The organism is Streptomyces sp. col6, from assembly GCF_008042035.1.
GTDB lineage: Bacteria > Actinomycetota > Actinomycetes > Streptomycetales > Streptomycetaceae > Streptomyces.
The window spans coordinates 324,203-339,087 of sequence record NZ_RDBL01000013.1; the positions used below are offsets into that span (position 1 = coordinate 324,203).

At 71.2% G+C, this 14,885-nt stretch carries 11 protein-coding genes; 5 read left to right on the forward strand and 6 right to left on the reverse strand.

Annotated elements, in window-relative coordinates:
* Positions 1-37: 37 nt before the first annotated feature.
* From EAO73_RS18040 to EAO73_RS18050, 3 genes are read right to left on the reverse strand one after another with little or no spacing between them, the layout of a single operon-like run.
* The gene (locus EAO73_RS18040; protein WP_147972573.1) at positions 38-931 is read right to left on the reverse strand and encodes a metal ABC transporter permease; all 894 of its coding nucleotides are present in this window, start codon (positions 929-931) and stop codon (positions 38-40) included.
* 2 nt (positions 932-933) lie between these two features.
* Positions 934-1,716: a metal ABC transporter ATP-binding protein gene (locus EAO73_RS18045; protein WP_147973507.1), complete on the reverse strand. Its 783-nt coding sequence runs from the start codon at positions 1,714-1,716 to the stop codon at positions 934-936.
* A gap of 56 nt (positions 1,717-1,772) precedes the next feature.
* Complete coding sequence (locus EAO73_RS18050) at positions 1,773-2,726, reverse strand: metal ABC transporter substrate-binding protein (protein ID WP_147972574.1); 954 nt, start codon at positions 2,724-2,726, stop codon at positions 1,773-1,775.
* A 143-nt stretch (positions 2,727-2,869) separates the two neighbouring features.
* Here EAO73_RS18050 and EAO73_RS18055 point away from each other — a divergent pair, with 143 nt between their 5' ends.
* Positions 2,870-4,252 carry a glycine--tRNA ligase gene (locus tag EAO73_RS18055; RefSeq protein ID WP_147972575.1) on the forward strand — a complete coding sequence of 461 codons (1,383 nt, stop codon included), beginning with the start codon at positions 2,870-2,872 and terminating at the stop codon, positions 4,250-4,252.
* A gap of 248 nt (positions 4,253-4,500) precedes the next feature.
* A complete protein-coding gene (locus EAO73_RS18060; RefSeq protein WP_147972576.1) occupies positions 4,501-4,740 on the forward strand; it encodes a DUF6243 family protein in 240 nt (79 codons plus the stop codon).
* Positions 4,741-4,804: 64 nt separating this feature from the next.
* On the opposite strand, the gene EAO73_RS18065 is transcribed toward EAO73_RS18060, so the two are convergent.
* Complete coding sequence (locus EAO73_RS18065; RefSeq protein WP_224756357.1) at positions 4,805-6,277, reverse strand: MFS transporter; 1,473 nt, start codon at positions 6,275-6,277, stop codon at positions 4,805-4,807.
* A gap of 112 nt (positions 6,278-6,389) precedes the next feature.
* On the opposite strand from EAO73_RS18065, the gene EAO73_RS18070 reads away from it, so the two are divergent.
* Positions 6,390-7,289, forward strand: a complete 900-nt coding sequence (locus EAO73_RS18070; RefSeq protein WP_147972577.1) for a helix-turn-helix transcriptional regulator — start codon at positions 6,390-6,392, stop codon at positions 7,287-7,289.
* 71 nt (positions 7,290-7,360) lie between these two features.
* On the opposite strand, the gene EAO73_RS18075 is transcribed toward EAO73_RS18070, so the two are convergent.
* Positions 7,361-8,833: an MFS transporter gene (locus tag EAO73_RS18075; RefSeq protein WP_147972578.1), complete on the reverse strand. Its 1,473-nt coding sequence runs from the start codon at positions 8,831-8,833 to the stop codon at positions 7,361-7,363.
* A 15-nt stretch (positions 8,834-8,848) separates the two neighbouring features.
* The gene (gene bla, locus EAO73_RS18080) at positions 8,849-9,775 is read right to left on the reverse strand and encodes a class A beta-lactamase (RefSeq protein ID WP_147972579.1); all 927 of its coding nucleotides are present in this window, start codon (positions 9,773-9,775) and stop codon (positions 8,849-8,851) included.
* A 141-nt stretch (positions 9,776-9,916) separates the two neighbouring features.
* On the opposite strand from bla, the gene dusB reads away from it, so the two are divergent.
* Together dusB and ppdK are read left to right on the forward strand one after the other, a co-directional pair.
* A complete protein-coding gene (gene dusB / locus EAO73_RS18085) occupies positions 9,917-11,065 on the forward strand; it encodes a tRNA dihydrouridine synthase DusB (RefSeq protein ID WP_147972580.1) in 1,149 nt (382 codons plus the stop codon).
* 551 nt (positions 11,066-11,616) lie between these two features.
* A complete protein-coding gene (ppdK, locus tag EAO73_RS18090) occupies positions 11,617-14,328 on the forward strand; it encodes a pyruvate, phosphate dikinase (protein WP_147972581.1) in 2,712 nt (903 codons plus the stop codon).
* Positions 14,329-14,885 lie beyond the last annotated feature (557 nt).

The window sequence follows — 14,885 nt, forward strand, 5'->3', positions numbered from 1 at the left end:
TGTCGGGCCATTGTGCCAGCCCGCTCCTCCCGCGGGGTCAGACGTGGACGTCGTCCGCAGCCGGGCGGGCCGCCGGTACTTCCAGGGTGCACCGCTCCGCCGCGGTCTCGCCGCGCCGGGCCCGGCGGCGGGCGAGGGGGGCGGCGAGCACGGTCAGGGCGACGAAGACCCCGATGGCCAGCAGCACGATCGTCGCGCCGGGCGGGACGTCCTGGTAGTACGAGGTGATGGTGCCGGAAAGGGTGACGCCGACGCCGATGACGACGGAGAGCACGAACGTCACCTTGAAGGACCGGGTGATCTGCTGCGCGGCGGCGACCGGGACCACCATCAGGGCGCTGACCAGCAGCAGCCCGACGACCCGCATCGCGACCGTGACGGTGACCGCGGCGGTGACCGCGACCAGCAGGTTCAGCACGCGCACCGGCAGACCGGTCACCCGGGCGAACTCCTCGTCCTGGCTGACGGCGAACAGCTGCCGCCGCAGCCCGACCGTCACCAGCAGCACGAACGCGGCGAGCAGCGAGATCGCGGTGATGTCCTCGGAGGAGACCGTGGACAGCGAGCCGAAGAGGTACGAGGTGAGGTTGGCGTTCGAGCCGGTGTCGGAGAGGTTGATCAGCAGCACACCGCCCGCCATGCCGCCGTAGAAGAGCATGGCCAGCGCGATGTCGCCGCGGGTGCGGCCGTACCAGCGGATCAGCTCCATGACGACCGCGCCCGCGACGGCGACGGCGGTGGCCATCCAGACCGGGCTGGTGGAGAGCAGGAAGCCGAGGCCGACACCGGTCATCGCGATGTGGCCGATCCCGTCGCCCATCAGGGCCTGCCGGCGCTGCACCAGGTAGATGCCGACGGCGGGCGCGATGACGCCGACCAGCACGGCGGCGAGCAGGGCCCGCTGCATGAAGGGAGGGGTGAGGAATTCCATGGTCAGCTCAGCAGTCCCGTCCGGACGGGCTCGGAAGCCGCGTGGGGGTGTACGTGGTCGTGGCCGGGCAGGGCGTGCTGTCCGACGGCCTTCGGGGGCGGTCCGTCGTGCAGGACGCAGCCGTCGCGGAGCACGACCGCCCGGTCGATCAGGGGCTCCAGCGGGCCCAGCTCGTGCAGGACGAGGAGCACGGTGGTGCCGGCGGCGACCTGTTCGCGCAGGGTGGCGGCGAGGATCTCCTGGCTGGCCAGGTCGACGCCGGCCATCGGCTCGTCCATGATCAGGAGTTCGGGTTCGGCGGCGAGCGCGCGGGCGATCAGCACGCGCTGGTGCTGGCCGCCGGAGAGGGCGTTCACCGAGTCCTTGGCCCGGTCGGCGAGGCCGACGAGCTCGATGGCGCGGTCGACGGCGGCGCGGTCGGCCCTGCGAGGGAGGCCCAGCCGGGTGCGGGAGAGCCGCCCGGAGGCGACGACCTCGCGGATCGTGGCGGGCACCCCGCCGGCCGCCGTGGTGCGCTGCGGTACGTAGCCGACCCGGGCCCAGTCGCGGAAGCGGCGCAGCGGGGTGCCGAAGAGTTCCACGGTGCCTCCGGTCAGCGGCACCTGGCCGATGACGGAGCGGACGGCGGTGGACTTGCCGGAGCCGTTGGCGCCGAGCAGGGCGACGACCTCGCCGCGGTGCACGGTCAGGTCGACACCGCGCAGCACGGGACGTGCTCCGAGGCTGGCGACGGCGTCGCGGACGACTATCACGGGTTCGCGGTCGGGGTGCTGGGGCTCGGGCATGAGCGCCTCCGGTGCTGCTGCGCGGTGCGGGCCGATGGGTGCGGTGGGGTCGTCGCTCACTTCGCGCCGAGTGCCGTGCGCAGGGCGGCGAGGTTGGACTTCATGACCTCGATGTAGTCATCGCCCTTGGAGCTCTTGGTGATTCCCTCCAGCGGGTCCAGGACGTCGGTGCGCAGTCCGGTGTCCCGGGCGACGGTCTTCGCGGTCCTGTCGCTGGCGAGCGTCTCGAAGAAGACGGTGGTGACCTTCTTCTTCTCCGCGATGGAGTGCAGGGCGCTGATGCGGGCGGGGCTGGGCTCGGCCTCGGGGTCGATGCCGGCGATGCCCTCCTGGGTGAGGCCGTAGCGCTCGGCCAGGTAGCCGAAGGCGGAGTGGGTGGTGATGAACGTCTTCGTCGTGGTGTTCTTCAGCCCGTCGCGGTACGCGGTGTCGAGCGCGCCCAGCTCCTTGACCAGCGTGGCGGTGTTCTTGCGGTAGTCCGCGGCGTGGTCCGGGTCGGTCTTCTCCAGGGACTTGCCGACGCCCTTGGCGACCTCGGTGTACTTCACCGGGTCCAGCCAGATGTGCGGGTCGGCGCCGGCCTCCTCGCCCTCGTGCTCGTGGCCGTGCTCCTCGCCGCCGGCCTCCGTGCCGTGGTCCTCCAGCGTGGTCAGCGTGGTGACGTCGAGGGTGTGGGAGGCGCCGGACTGCTTGATCGCGTCGTCGACGGCGGGCTGGATGCCCTTGAGGTAGAGGATGAAGTCGGCGTCGGTGAGGGAGCCGGTCTGCCGGGGGCTGAGCTCCAGGTCGTGGGGTTCCACGCCCGGCTTGGTGAGCGTGGAGACCGAGACGTGGTCGCCGCCTATGCGCTCGGCCAGGAACTGCATCGGATAGAAGGACGCCACCACATCCAGCCGGTCGCCGCTCTTGTGGTCGGAGGCGTCGGACGACGAGCAGGCGGTGAGGGCGGTGAGGCCGAGGGCGACCGCGCCGGTGATGGCGGCCGTGGGTATGAGGCGACGTACGTTCATGACAGTCATTTTCAACAAAAGTGGAAACGATTGTCAACAAGCGGGGTTGGCGGCCGGGACCGATACCGATTTGATCGAAGGGGAGTGGCCGCCGGTAATCTGGGCCATTCGCCCGCCCGTTCCGTCGTAATGAAGAGAGCACCGTGGCCGCCGACAAGATCGACACCATCGTCAGCCTGAGCAAGCGCCGTGGCTTCGTCTACCCCTGCAGCGAGATCTACGGTGGTCAGAAGGCCGCCTGGGACTACGGGCCGCTGGGCGTCGAACTCAAGGAGAACCTGAAGCGCCAGTGGTGGCGCTACATGGTCACCTCCCGCGAGGACGTGGTCGGTATCGACTCGTCGGTCATCCTGGCCCCCGAGGTGTGGGTGGCCTCCGGCCACGTCGCCACGTTCTCCGACCCGCTGACCGAGTGCACCTCCTGCCACAAGCGCTACCGCGCGGACCACCTGGAGGAGGCGTACGAGGAGAAGCACGGCAAGGCGCCGGCCAACGGCCTGGCCGACCTCAACTGCCCGAACTGCGGCAACAAGGGCACGTTCACCGAGCCCAAGCAGTTCTCCGGCCTGCTCTCCACGCACCTCGGCCCGACCCAGGACTCCGGTTCGGTCGCCTACCTGCGCCCCGAGACCGCCCAGGGCATCTTCACCAACTTCGGCCAGGTGCAGACCACCTCGCGCAAGAAGCCCCCGTTCGGCATCGCTCAGATGGGCAAGTCCTTCCGCAACGAGATCACTCCGGGCAACTTCATCTTCCGCACGCGCGAGTTCGAGCAGATGGAGATGGAGTTCTTCGTCAAGCCGGGCGAGGACGAGCAGTGGCAGGAGTACTGGATGGAGCAGCGCTGGAACTGGTACACCGGTCTCGGCATGCGCGAGGAGAACATGCGGTGGTTCGAGCACCCGCAGGAGAAGCTCTCCCACTACTCGAAGCGCACCGCTGACATCGAGTACCGCTTCCGCTTCGGCGGCAGCGAGTGGGGCGAGCTGGAGGGCGTCGCCAACCGCACCGACTACGACCTCACGGCCCACTCCAAGGCCTCGGGCACGGACCTGTCCTTCTTCGACCAGGAGAAGAGCGAGCGCTACACCCCGTACGTCATCGAGCCCGCGGCCGGTGTCGGCCGCGCGATGCTGGCCTTCCTCCTCGACGCCTACAACGAGGACGAGGCGCCGAACGCCAAGGGCGTCATGGAGAAGCGCGCCGTGATGCGTCTCGACCCGCGCCTGGCGCCGGTCAAGGTCGCGGTCCTCCCGCTGTCCCGCAACCCGCAGCTCTCGCCGAAGGCCAAGGGCCTCGCCACCGACCTGCGGCAGAACTGGAACATCGAGTTCGACGACGCGGGCGCCATCGGCCGCCGCTACCGCCGCCAGGACGAGATCGGCACGCCGTTCTGCGTCACCGTCGACTTCGACACCCTCGACGACAACGCGGTCACCGTCCGCGAGCGCGACACGATGAAGCAGGAGCGCGTCTCCCTGGACCAGATCCAGGGCTACCTCGCCACCCGCCTGATCGGCTGCTGACGGCCGCACCCACCGCACGAAGCCCCCGCTTCCGCGCATGCCGCGCGGATGCCGGGGGCCTCGTGCGTACGGGGGACGGGGCGCGGAAAACCGGGTGAGCCGGCGCCCGGGTGTGGGTACCGTCCTGCCCATGTATTCGTTCTTCCAGATCTACGAGTGAGAGCGCGGCGGGCCCGACCACCCGCCGCCCCCCGGATCGATCCGAGGTCGCGAGAGACCTCACCGAGACCACACATTGGGAGAACCCCATGGCCAAGAGCCGCAACAACCTCCTCGGCGTCGGCGGACAGCGCAAGAAGCTGTCCCGCGCCGGGGCGCAGGGGGCCGGCCCCGCCGGAGAGGCCGACCGCAGGACGGCCGCCGACCAGAAGCAGGAGCTGCTCCGCAAGATGCGGGAGCGGGCCGGGGCGCCCGCGCAGCCGGACGCCGAGGACGCGGACGCGCAGGCCGCGGAGCCGGAGGCCCCGGAGGCCCCGGCGCAGAGCTGACGTACGCGGGGGCGCCTGTGGCGCCCCCGCCCACGTTCGCCCCCGTCCGGGCCCCCGCGCCGCCTCAGCTCACCGTGCGCGGCAGCCGCAGGCTCAGCGCCGTCGTCAGGGCGATGGCCGCCAGCTGCACCAGCAGGGTCACCACCAGGGCGTCCCGCATCCCCGAACCGGGCACCAGCGCCAGGAACAGCGAGCCGAGCGTCGCCACGCCCAGGGTGAGCGTCGCCTGCTGGGTCGTCGTCATCACCCCGCCGCCCACCCCGGCCCGCTCCGGCGGCACGTCCGACAGGATGATGCGGAAGATGACCGGCAGCTGGAGGCCCTGGCCGAAACCGGCGACGGCCATACCGGGCATCAGGCCCGCCATCCCCAGGTCCGGCCAGCCGCGCCACACCGTCAGCGCGAGCACCGCCACACCGGCCGCCTGGATCAGCCCGCCGGCCGTGACAACCCGGCTGCCGTACCGCCGTACCAGCCGGGGCCCGGCCAGCGACGCGGCGAAGAAGGCCACCGCCATCGGGGCCATCGACAGGCCGGACTGCGCGGGGCCCAGCTCCAGGCCCTGCTGGAGCGCCACCGCGATGACGAACATGAAACCGCCGAAGCCCACCGAGAACGGCATCACCAGCGCCAGACCGCGCCGCAGTGATTCCAGGCGCAGCAGACTCGGCGGCACCAGAGGGGTCGGTCCGCGCCGGTCCGCCCGCCGCTCCACCCGGTAGAACGCGGCCGCCGCCACCGGGAACAGCGCCAGCGACACCCAGGTCCACAGCGGCCAGCCCGCCGCCCGCCCCTCCGTGAGCGGGGCCAGCAGCGTCAGAAGCGAGACGGCGAGCAGCAGCGTGCCCGGTACGTCGACGGGCGCGGGCCGGTCCGCACGCGTCTCCGGCACCGCGCGCGCCGCCAGGACCAGGCCGACGGCCGCGACGGGCACGTTGACCAGGAACACCGAGCGCCAGCCCGCGCTCTCGCCGAACACCGAGGACAGCGGGGCGGCGGCGACCAGCGCCCCGCCCAGGATCTGGCCCGCGACCATGGAGAGCCCGGCCGTCGCCCCGTACAGGCTCATCGCCCGCGCCCTGCGGTGCCCGGAGGTGGCGGCCTGGATGGTGGCGAGCACCTGCGGCAGCATCAGGGCGGCCGAGGCGCCCTGCGCCACCCGCGCCCCGACCAGGGACCAGGCGTTCGGGGCGAGCCCGCAGGCCAGCGAGGTGAGCCCGAAGGCCGCCATGCCCGTCAGGAAGAGCCGGCGCCGGCCGGCCATGTCGCCGAGCCGCCCGCCGAGGACGAGCAGCACGGCGTACGCGAGGCCATAGCCCGCGACGACCAGTTCCAGCAGGGCGGGGCCCGCAGCGAGGTCGTGGTCGATGGTGGGCAGGGCCACGTTGACGATGAAGAAGTCGATCAGAGGAAGGGCCGCGCCCAGCAGCACGGTGAACAGGCCCAGCCTGCCGAGCACCGGGCCGGGATGGTCGTGCCGCACCACCGGGGAGGCCGTGGCGCGTGCCGTTGTCGTGCGTACAGAGGATTCACTCACGCCACCGACTCTCGCCCGGACCGCAGCCTGGTACCAGAGTGTCTTTATCCTGGTACAAGAACCACCAGGCACAGCTCGTCCGCTGCCCCCGCCCGGCCCGCACCCTGGAGGAATGACGACGATGGCGACGCCCGAGGTGCAGACGGCCGTTCACGGGGGGCGCGAGCCCGACGTCAGGCGGCACGAACTCGCGAACTTCCTGCGCAGCCGCCGCGAACGGATCACCCCCGAGCGGGTCGGCCTCGTCCGGGGCCACCGCCGGCGCACCCCCGGGCTGCGCCGCGAGGAGGTCGCCCAGCTCTCCGCCGTCGGCGTCACCTGGTACACCTGGCTCGAACAGGCCCGGGACATCCAGGTCTCGCCCCAGGTCCTCGACGCGCTCGCCCGCGCCCTGCTCCTGGACCGCAGCGAGCGCAGCCACCTCTTCTCGCTGGCCGGAGCCATCGACCCCGCGCCCGGCACCAAGTGCCCGCACGTCACCCCGGCGCTGCGCACCATGCTGCGGCAGCTGGAGCCGATCCCCGCCTGCGTCCAGAACAGCCGGTACGACATCCTCGCCCACAACCGCACGTACGGGCGGCTGCTCTGCGACCTGGAGACGGTGGCGCCCGAGGACCGCAACGTCATGCTGCTCGCCTACACGAACGAGCAGTGGCGGTCCTCGGTCATGGACACCGCCGAGGTGACCCGCTTCATCACGGCCAAGTTCCGCGCGGCGATGGCGGAACACCTTGCCGAGCCCGCCTGGAAGGAGCTGCTGGGGCGTCTGGAGGCGGCCTCGCCGGAGTTCCGCGAGAACTGGGCCCGGCACGAGGTCGTCGGGACCGGCAGCCGGTCCAAGATCTTCCGCAACGCCTGGGTGGGCCTGCTCCGGGTGGAGACCACCGACCTCTGGCTCGGCCCCTCGGCCGGACCGCGCCTGGTCAGCTACGCGCCCCGCGACGACGAGACCCGCGAGCGGCTGGAGCGGCTCCAGGAACTGGTCCGCGAGGCGGAGGCCGCGGAGGCCTGAGCGGCGGGCGGGCCCGGACCCCCGCCCCCGCGAGGGGCCGGCTCAGGCCCCATCCTCGCGATGGGCTGGGCTCAGGCCCCCGTCCGCGCCGCCGATGAGTGAGCGGCCGGCCCCTCGGCCACCGGCTCCGCCAGCCGCTCCGCCGTCCGGCGGGCCGTGCCCCGCGCCCAGCGGCCGCTGCTCAGCGCCCCGACCAGCAGGACCGCGAGGCCGCAGCCCGTCACGATCCACCAGCCGGGCCTGCTCGCCTCCACGAAGCCCTCCGGCGCTCCGGCGGACCCGCTCATGCCCGCCGCCAGGACCGCGCCGATCACGGCGACGCCGAGGGTCTGCCCGATCTGGCGGCTGGTGGAGGCGACCGCCGCCGCCACGCCCGCCTGGGAACGCGGCATGCCGGAGACCGCGGTGTTGGTGATGGGCGCGTTCACCGAGCCGAAGCCCAGGCCGAACAGCACATACGCGGCGAACATCGAGACCGTCCCGGTCTCCGCGTCGAACGCCGCCAGCATCAGCCCGCTCAGCGCCATCGCGCCGCCCGCGAGCAGCAGCGGGACGCGCGGCCCGCGACTGGCCACCAGCCGCCCGGACAGCGGTGAGAGTACGCAGACCACGGCCGCCATCGGCAACGTGTACAGACCGGCGTCCAGCGCGCTCAGCCCCCGGACGTCCTGGAGGTAGAGCGTGTTCAGGAAGAGGAAGCCGCCGAGCGCGGCGAACGCGCTGACCGCGATCACGGTGGCCCCGCTGAACGGCACGCTGTGGAAGAACCGCAGATCGATCAGCGGGTCCGTGCGCCGCGGCTCGTACACCAGCAGGCCCACCAGGGCCGCCGCCGCGAGCCCGGCGAAGAGCAGGATCTCGCCGGAGGCCCACCCCTTCTGCGGGGCCTCGATGATGGCGTACGTCAGCGAACCCAGCAGGGTGATCACCAGGAACTGGCCCAGCGGGTCCGGGCGGCGGGCCCGCTGGGCGCGCGACTCGGGGACGTAACGCCAGGTCAGCAGAAGGGCGGCGATGCCGACCGGGAGGTTGACCCAGAAGATCGACCGCCAGCCGACCGAGTCGACCAGCCCGCCGCCGACCACCGGGCCCGCCGCCATCGAGATGCCGACGACCCCGCCCCAGACCCCGATCGCACGGGCCCGTTCACGGGGATCGGTGAACGTGTTGGTGATGATCGACATCGCGACGGGGTTGAGCATCGAGCCGCCCACCGCCTGCACCATCCGGAAGGTGATGAGCGCCTCCAGGTTCGGCGCCAGCGAGCAGAGCGCCGAACCCAGGGTGAACAGGACGAGCCCGGCCATGAAGACCTTGCGCCGGCCGATCCGGTCGGCGGTGGAGCCCGCGAGCATCAGCAGGGAGGCGAGGACGAGCGTGTACGCGTCGATCGTCCACTGCATCCCCGCGACGCTCGCGTCCAGCTCCCGGCGCATGGCGGGCAGGGCGACATTCAGGGCGGTGGTGTCGAGGCTGACGATCAGCAGGCTCATGCAGCAGATCGCCAGCACCAGCATCCGTCGCCGGTGGCTGAGCTCAGGCATCCATCGATAGTACGACTAACTAACGACCGCCGCTGCCAGTGCCTTCGCCGCGTCCCGGACCAGCGGGTGGTCGCCCGCCGCGTCGGAGGCGCCCGCGGGCTTCGTCGTCAGCACCGCCAGCACCACCGGCACGCCCTCGGGCGTCCACGCGACGCCCACGTCGTTGCACGAGGCGTACGAGCCGCCACCCGTCTTGTCGGCGACCGTCCACTCCGGCGGCAGCCCGGCCCGGAACCGCGTCCCGCTCGTCCGGCAGTTGAGCAGCCAGTACGTCAGCCGCTCGCGGTCCCGGGGCTCCAGCGCGTTCCCCAGGACGAGCCGGGCGTAGTCGCGGGCGAGCGCGGACGGGGTCGTGGTGTCCGTGACCCGGCCGGGCTCGGCGGAGTTCAGCAGGGGCTCCCAGCGGTCCAGCCGGGTCACCCGGTCGCCCAGGGAGCGCGCGAAGCGGGTGACGGCCGTCGGGCCGCCCAGCTCGCGCAGCAGCAGGTTGGCCGCGGTGTTGTCGCTGTCGCCGATCGCGGCGTCGCAGAGGCGGGCGACGCTCAGCCCGCTCGCGAGGTGCTCCGGGGTGTCGGTGACCGGGGAATCGGAGACGCAGTCCGCCTTCGTGTAGTGGACCACCTTCTCCAGCACCTCGCCGTCCCGGTCCAGATCCCGCAGGACGGCCGCCGCGGCGAGCGTCTTGAAGGTGGACAGCATCGGGAAGCGCTCGCCGGCCCGGTGCCGCACCGAGGCCCCGGTGGCCACGTTGTACGCGAACGCGCCGACGCGGGCCCCGTGCAGCCGCTCCAGCTCGCGCAGCCGGGCCGTCGCGGCCGCGTCCGCCGCACGGGCGGTTCCCGCACCGGCGAGCAGCGCCCCCACGGCGCCGGCGCCGCCGAGCGCGAGCAGTCCGCGACGGCTGGGGGAGCCGGGGGTTAAGCGGGACAGGGGCGTCGTCATGAGCTTCGTCTCCTTCGTGGGCCGGCCCGTCGCCGGAAACCCCACGCTACGGCGGGGGTCCGGCGACGCCCCTTCATTCCCCCGCCCCGGCGGGCCGCGGCCGCCTCGGGAGCAGTCGCCGGGGTACGGGACAATGGGGCCATGACCACGCTCGCCCCCTCGCCCCCGCTGCTCCGCATCGGCCCGCACACCGTGCAGCCGCCGGTGGTCCTCGCGCCCATGGCCGGCATCACCAACGCCCCCTTCCGCACGCTGTGCCGTGAGTTCTCGGGCGGCAAGGGCCTGTTCGTCAGCGAGATGATCACGACGAGGGCCCTGGTCGAGCGCAACGAGAAGACCATGCAGCTCATCCACTTCGACGCGACCGAGACCCCGCGCTCGATCCAGCTGTACGGAGTGGACCCGGACACGGTCGGCAAGGCCGTCAGCATGATCGTCGACGAGAACCTCGCCGACCACATCGACCTCAACTTCGGCTGCCCGGTCCCCAAGGTGACCCGCAAGGGCGGCGGCTCGGCCCTCCCGTACAAGCGGCCGTTGCTGCGCGCGATCCTGCACGAGGCCGTCTCCCGCGCCGGGGACCTGCCCGTCACCATCAAGATGCGCAAGGGCATCGACGACGACCACCTCACCTTCCTCGACGCCGGCCGGATCGCCGTCGAGGAGGGCGTCACGGCGGTCGCCCTGCACGGCAGGACGACCGCGCAGCACTACGGCGGCACCGCCGACTGGGACGCCATCGCCCGCCTCAAGGAGCACGTCCCGGAGATCCCGGTGCTCGGCAACGGCGACATCTGGTGCGCGGACGACGCCCTGCGCATGATGCGCGAGACCGGCTGCGACGGCGTGGTCGTGGGGCGCGGCTGCCTGGGCCGCCCCTGGCTCTTCGGCGACCTGGTCGGCGCCTTCGAGGGCACGCAGACGCGGCAGGCGCCCACGCTGCGCACCGTCGCCGATGTGATGCTGCGCCACGCGACGCTGCTGGGGGAGTGGATCGGCGACGAGGCCCGGGGCGTGATCGACTTCCGCAAGCACGTGGCCTGGTACCTCAAGGGCTTCGCGGTCGGCTCCGAGATGCGCAAGAAGCTGGCGATCACCTCGTCGCTGGAGGAGCTGGGCTCCCAGCTCCAGGAGCTGGACCTCGACCAGCCGTGGCCGGACGGCGCCGACGGACCGCGCGGGCGCACCTCGGGCAACAACCGGGTGGCCCTGCCGGACGGCTGGCTGAAGGACCCGTACGACTGCGCGGGCGTGAGCGCCGACGCGGAGCTGGACACCTCCGGGGGCTGAGGACGCTCCCCGTACGGGTGGGCACTCGGTGCCCACCCGTACCCCATGCTCATCTGAGCGCCGAATGGGCCGCGAAACAGGCCCCGAAGTCTCGAATCGATGCTTTACGCACGAGTACGACCACCGCTCATCACTTCAGGTAAAGGGCAGGGCGCCCAGGGTTACCAAATGGGTGTCCGGATGGTGACATCTGAGCGGCCCCCGTGGAGTGATTCTCGCCACCTTGAGAGCCTGCCTGCTCACATGAGCGTGAAATCCGGGGCTGCATTTCTCAAAGGATGGCACTGGGTGCCAGGTGTCCGTACTTTGATCGATCGACGCAACGATTACTTTCAGCCACTGAACAGCGGGTTCCGTTGTGCGCAGCGTCATCCTGTGTACGAGTCCTGAACGCACGCTTTCCGGTGTCCCTCGGACGGCCGACTTTCGATCTGCTGGCGGACGGGTGGTTACGGCCGTACGACGCGCAAGTGGACGTACCCACGCACCTTCGATCTGGGTATGTTCCTCGCCGTCAGGGCAGCCACCGCGTCCTCGAGGAGTCGAGACCCGTGTCGGAAAACAATGATGTGCAGAAGTTCGTCTACGACTTCACCGAGGGCAACAAGGATCTGAAGGACCTGCTGGGCGGGAAGGGGGCCAACCTCGCCGAGATGACCAACCTCGGTCTCCCCGTTCCTCCCGGGTTCACCATCACCACCGAGGCGTGCAAGGTCTACCTCGACAGCGGTGAGGAGCCGGCCGCCCTCCGCGACGAGGTGAGTGCGCACCTCGACGCCCTGGAGAAGCGGATGGGCAAGAAGCTCGGCCAGGCCGACGACCCGCTGCTGGTCTCCGTCCGCTCCGGCGCCAAGTTCTCGATGCCCGGGATGATGGACACCGTCCTCAACATCGGGCTCTCCGACGCCTCCGTCGTGGGTCTCGCCACCCAGGCCGGTGACGAGCGGTTCGCGTGGGACTCCTACCGCCGGCTCATCCAGATGTTCGGCAAGACCGTGCTCGGCGTCGACGGCGACCTGTTCGAGGAGGCGCTGGAGGCGGCGAAGGAGGCCAAGGGCGTCACCGTCGACGTCGACCTCGACGCGGCCGACCTGAAGAAGCTGGTCAAGCAGTTCAAGAAGATCGTCACGCGCGACGCGGGCCGCGACTTCCCGCAGGACGCGCGCGAGCAGATGGACCTGGCCATAAAGGCGGTCTTCGAGTCGTGGAACACCGACCGGGCCAAGCTCTACCGCCGCCAGGAGCGCATCCCCGGCGACCTCGGCACCGCCGTCAACGTCTGCTCGATGGTCTTCGGCAACCTCGGCCCCGACTCCGGTACGGGCGTTGCCTTCACCCGTGACCCGGCCAGCGGCCACCAGGGCGTGTACGGCGACTACCTCCAGAACGCGCAGGGCGAGGACGTCGTCGCGGGCATCCGCAACACCGTGCCGCTCGCCGACCTGGAGGCGATCGACAAGAACTCGTACGACCAGCTGCTGAAGATCATGGAGACGCTGGAGACCCACTACAAGGATCTCTGCGACATCGAGTTCACCATCGAGCGCGGCCATCTGTGGATGCTCCAGACCCGGGTCGGCAAGCGCACCGCCGGTGCCGCCTTCCGCATCGCCACCCAGCTCGTGGACCAGGGCCTGATCGACGAGGCCGAGGCCCTGCAGCGGGTCAACGGCGCCCAGCTCGCCCAGCTGATGTTCCCCCGCTTCGACGACGCGGCGAAGACCCAGCGGCTCGGCCGGGGCATCGCCGCCTCGCCCGGCGCCGCGGTGGGCAAGGCGGTCTTCGACTCGTACACCGCCGTCAAGTGGTCCCGGTCCGGCGAGAAGGTCATCCTGATCCGCCGCGAGACCAACCCGGACGACCTGGACGGCATGATCGCCGCCGAGGGCATCCTGACCTCGCGCGGCGGCAAGACCTCGCACGCCGCCGTCGTCGCCCGGGGCATGGGCAAGACCTGTGTCTGCGGCGCCGAGGAGATCGAGGTCGACACCAAGCGCCGGCGCCTGACGGTCGGCGACATCGTGGTGGAGGAGGGCGACCTCGTCTCCGTCGACGGCTCCACCGGCAAGGTGTACCTCGGTGAGGTCCCCGTCGTGCCGTCCCCGGTCGTCGAGTACTTCGAGGGCCGGATGCACGCGGGCGCCGACGACGCCGACGAACTGGTCGCCGCCGTGCACCGGATCATGGCGTACGCGGACCGGGTGCGCCGGCTGCGGGTGCGGGCCAACGCGGACAGCGCGGAGGACGCCCTGCGCGCCCGCCGCTTCGGCGCCCAGGGCATCGGGCTGTGCCGCACCGAGCACATGTTCCTCGGTGAGCGCCGCGAGATGGTCGAGAAGCTGATCCTGGCCGACACCGACCAGGAGCGCGAGACGGCCCTGGAGCAGCTGCTCCCGCTCCAGAAGGCGGACTTCATCGAGCTGTTCGAGGCGATGGACGGGCTGCCGGTCACCGTACGGCTGCTGGACCCGCCGCTGCACGAGTTCCTGCCCGACATCACCGAGCTCTCGGTGCGGGTGGCGCTCGCCGAGGCCCGCAAGGACGCCAACGAGAACGACCTGCGCCTCCTGCAGGCCGTGCACAAGCTGCATGAGCAGAACCCGATGCTCGGGCTGCGCGGTGTCCGCCTCGGCCTCGTGATCCCCGGCCTGTTCGCCATGCAGGTGCGGGCCATCGCCGAGGCCGCCGCCGAGCGCAAGAACGCCAAGGGCGACCCGCGCGCCGAGATCATGATCCCGCTCGTGGGCACGGTCCAGGAGCTGGAGATCGTCCGCGAGGAGGCGGACCGGGTCATCGCCGAGGTGCAGGCCGCCACCGGCACGGACCTCAAGCTGAAGATCGGCACGATGATCGAGCTGCCGCGCGCCGCGCTGACGGCGGCGCAGATCGCGGAGGCGGCCGAGTTCTTCTCCTTCGGCACCAACGACCTGACCCAGACGGTCTGGGGCTTCTCCCGCGACGACGTGGAGGCCTCGTTCTTCACCGCGTACCTGGAGAAGGGCATCTTCGGGGTGTCGCCGTTCGAGACGATCGACAAGGACGGCGTGGGTTCGCTGGTCAAGAACGCCGTCGCGGCCGGCCGGGCCACCCGCCCGGACCTGAAGCTCGGCATCTGCGGGGAGCACGGTGGCGACCCCGAGTCGGTGCACTTCTTCCACGAGGCCGGTCTCGACTACGTCTCCTGCTCGCCGTTCCGTATTCCGGTGGCGCGCCTGGAGGCAGGGCGGGCGGCTGCCGGACCGAGGGGCAGCGACAGCCGCTGACGCGGCACCGACCGATTCCGCGCGCGGCCGGTCCACGAACCCTCACCGAACCGGCGGTGACGCGGAATTCCGGAGGCGGCGGCACCCTGTGCGGGGGTGCCGCCGCCTTGTCGTGCGGCCGCTCCGGCCAACGTTGTCATGTCCCGGATAATCAGAGTGACCGGCGTCCATTGCTTCGTTTAATGCGCAAAGAAATCCAGTTGAACGCACCCCGGCCGAACGAACCAGGGTGCGGCCCGTGGATCCCCATCCACGGGCCGCACCCGGCTTACCCCCATCGAGTGCGGAGCCGCACCATTGCCAACCGCCGCCGAACGAGCAAAACCCCCCACGGCCTTCACTCGCTCTTCCGGTGGCTCCGGAATCGCACCCGACGACGCACAGCCTTTCGTCCGGCGGCGGGTCGGGGCGAGGCGTTTCACCTCTGGCCGAAACCCCGTGGTGACGTGCTGTTACGATTCGCATACGCTTGCGAGGGGGCAATTGCAGGTGCAAGGGGTGGGAGTTCGGTGCTGCGTATCCATGTCTCCGGATGGGACCTTTCCAGGGTGCGGATG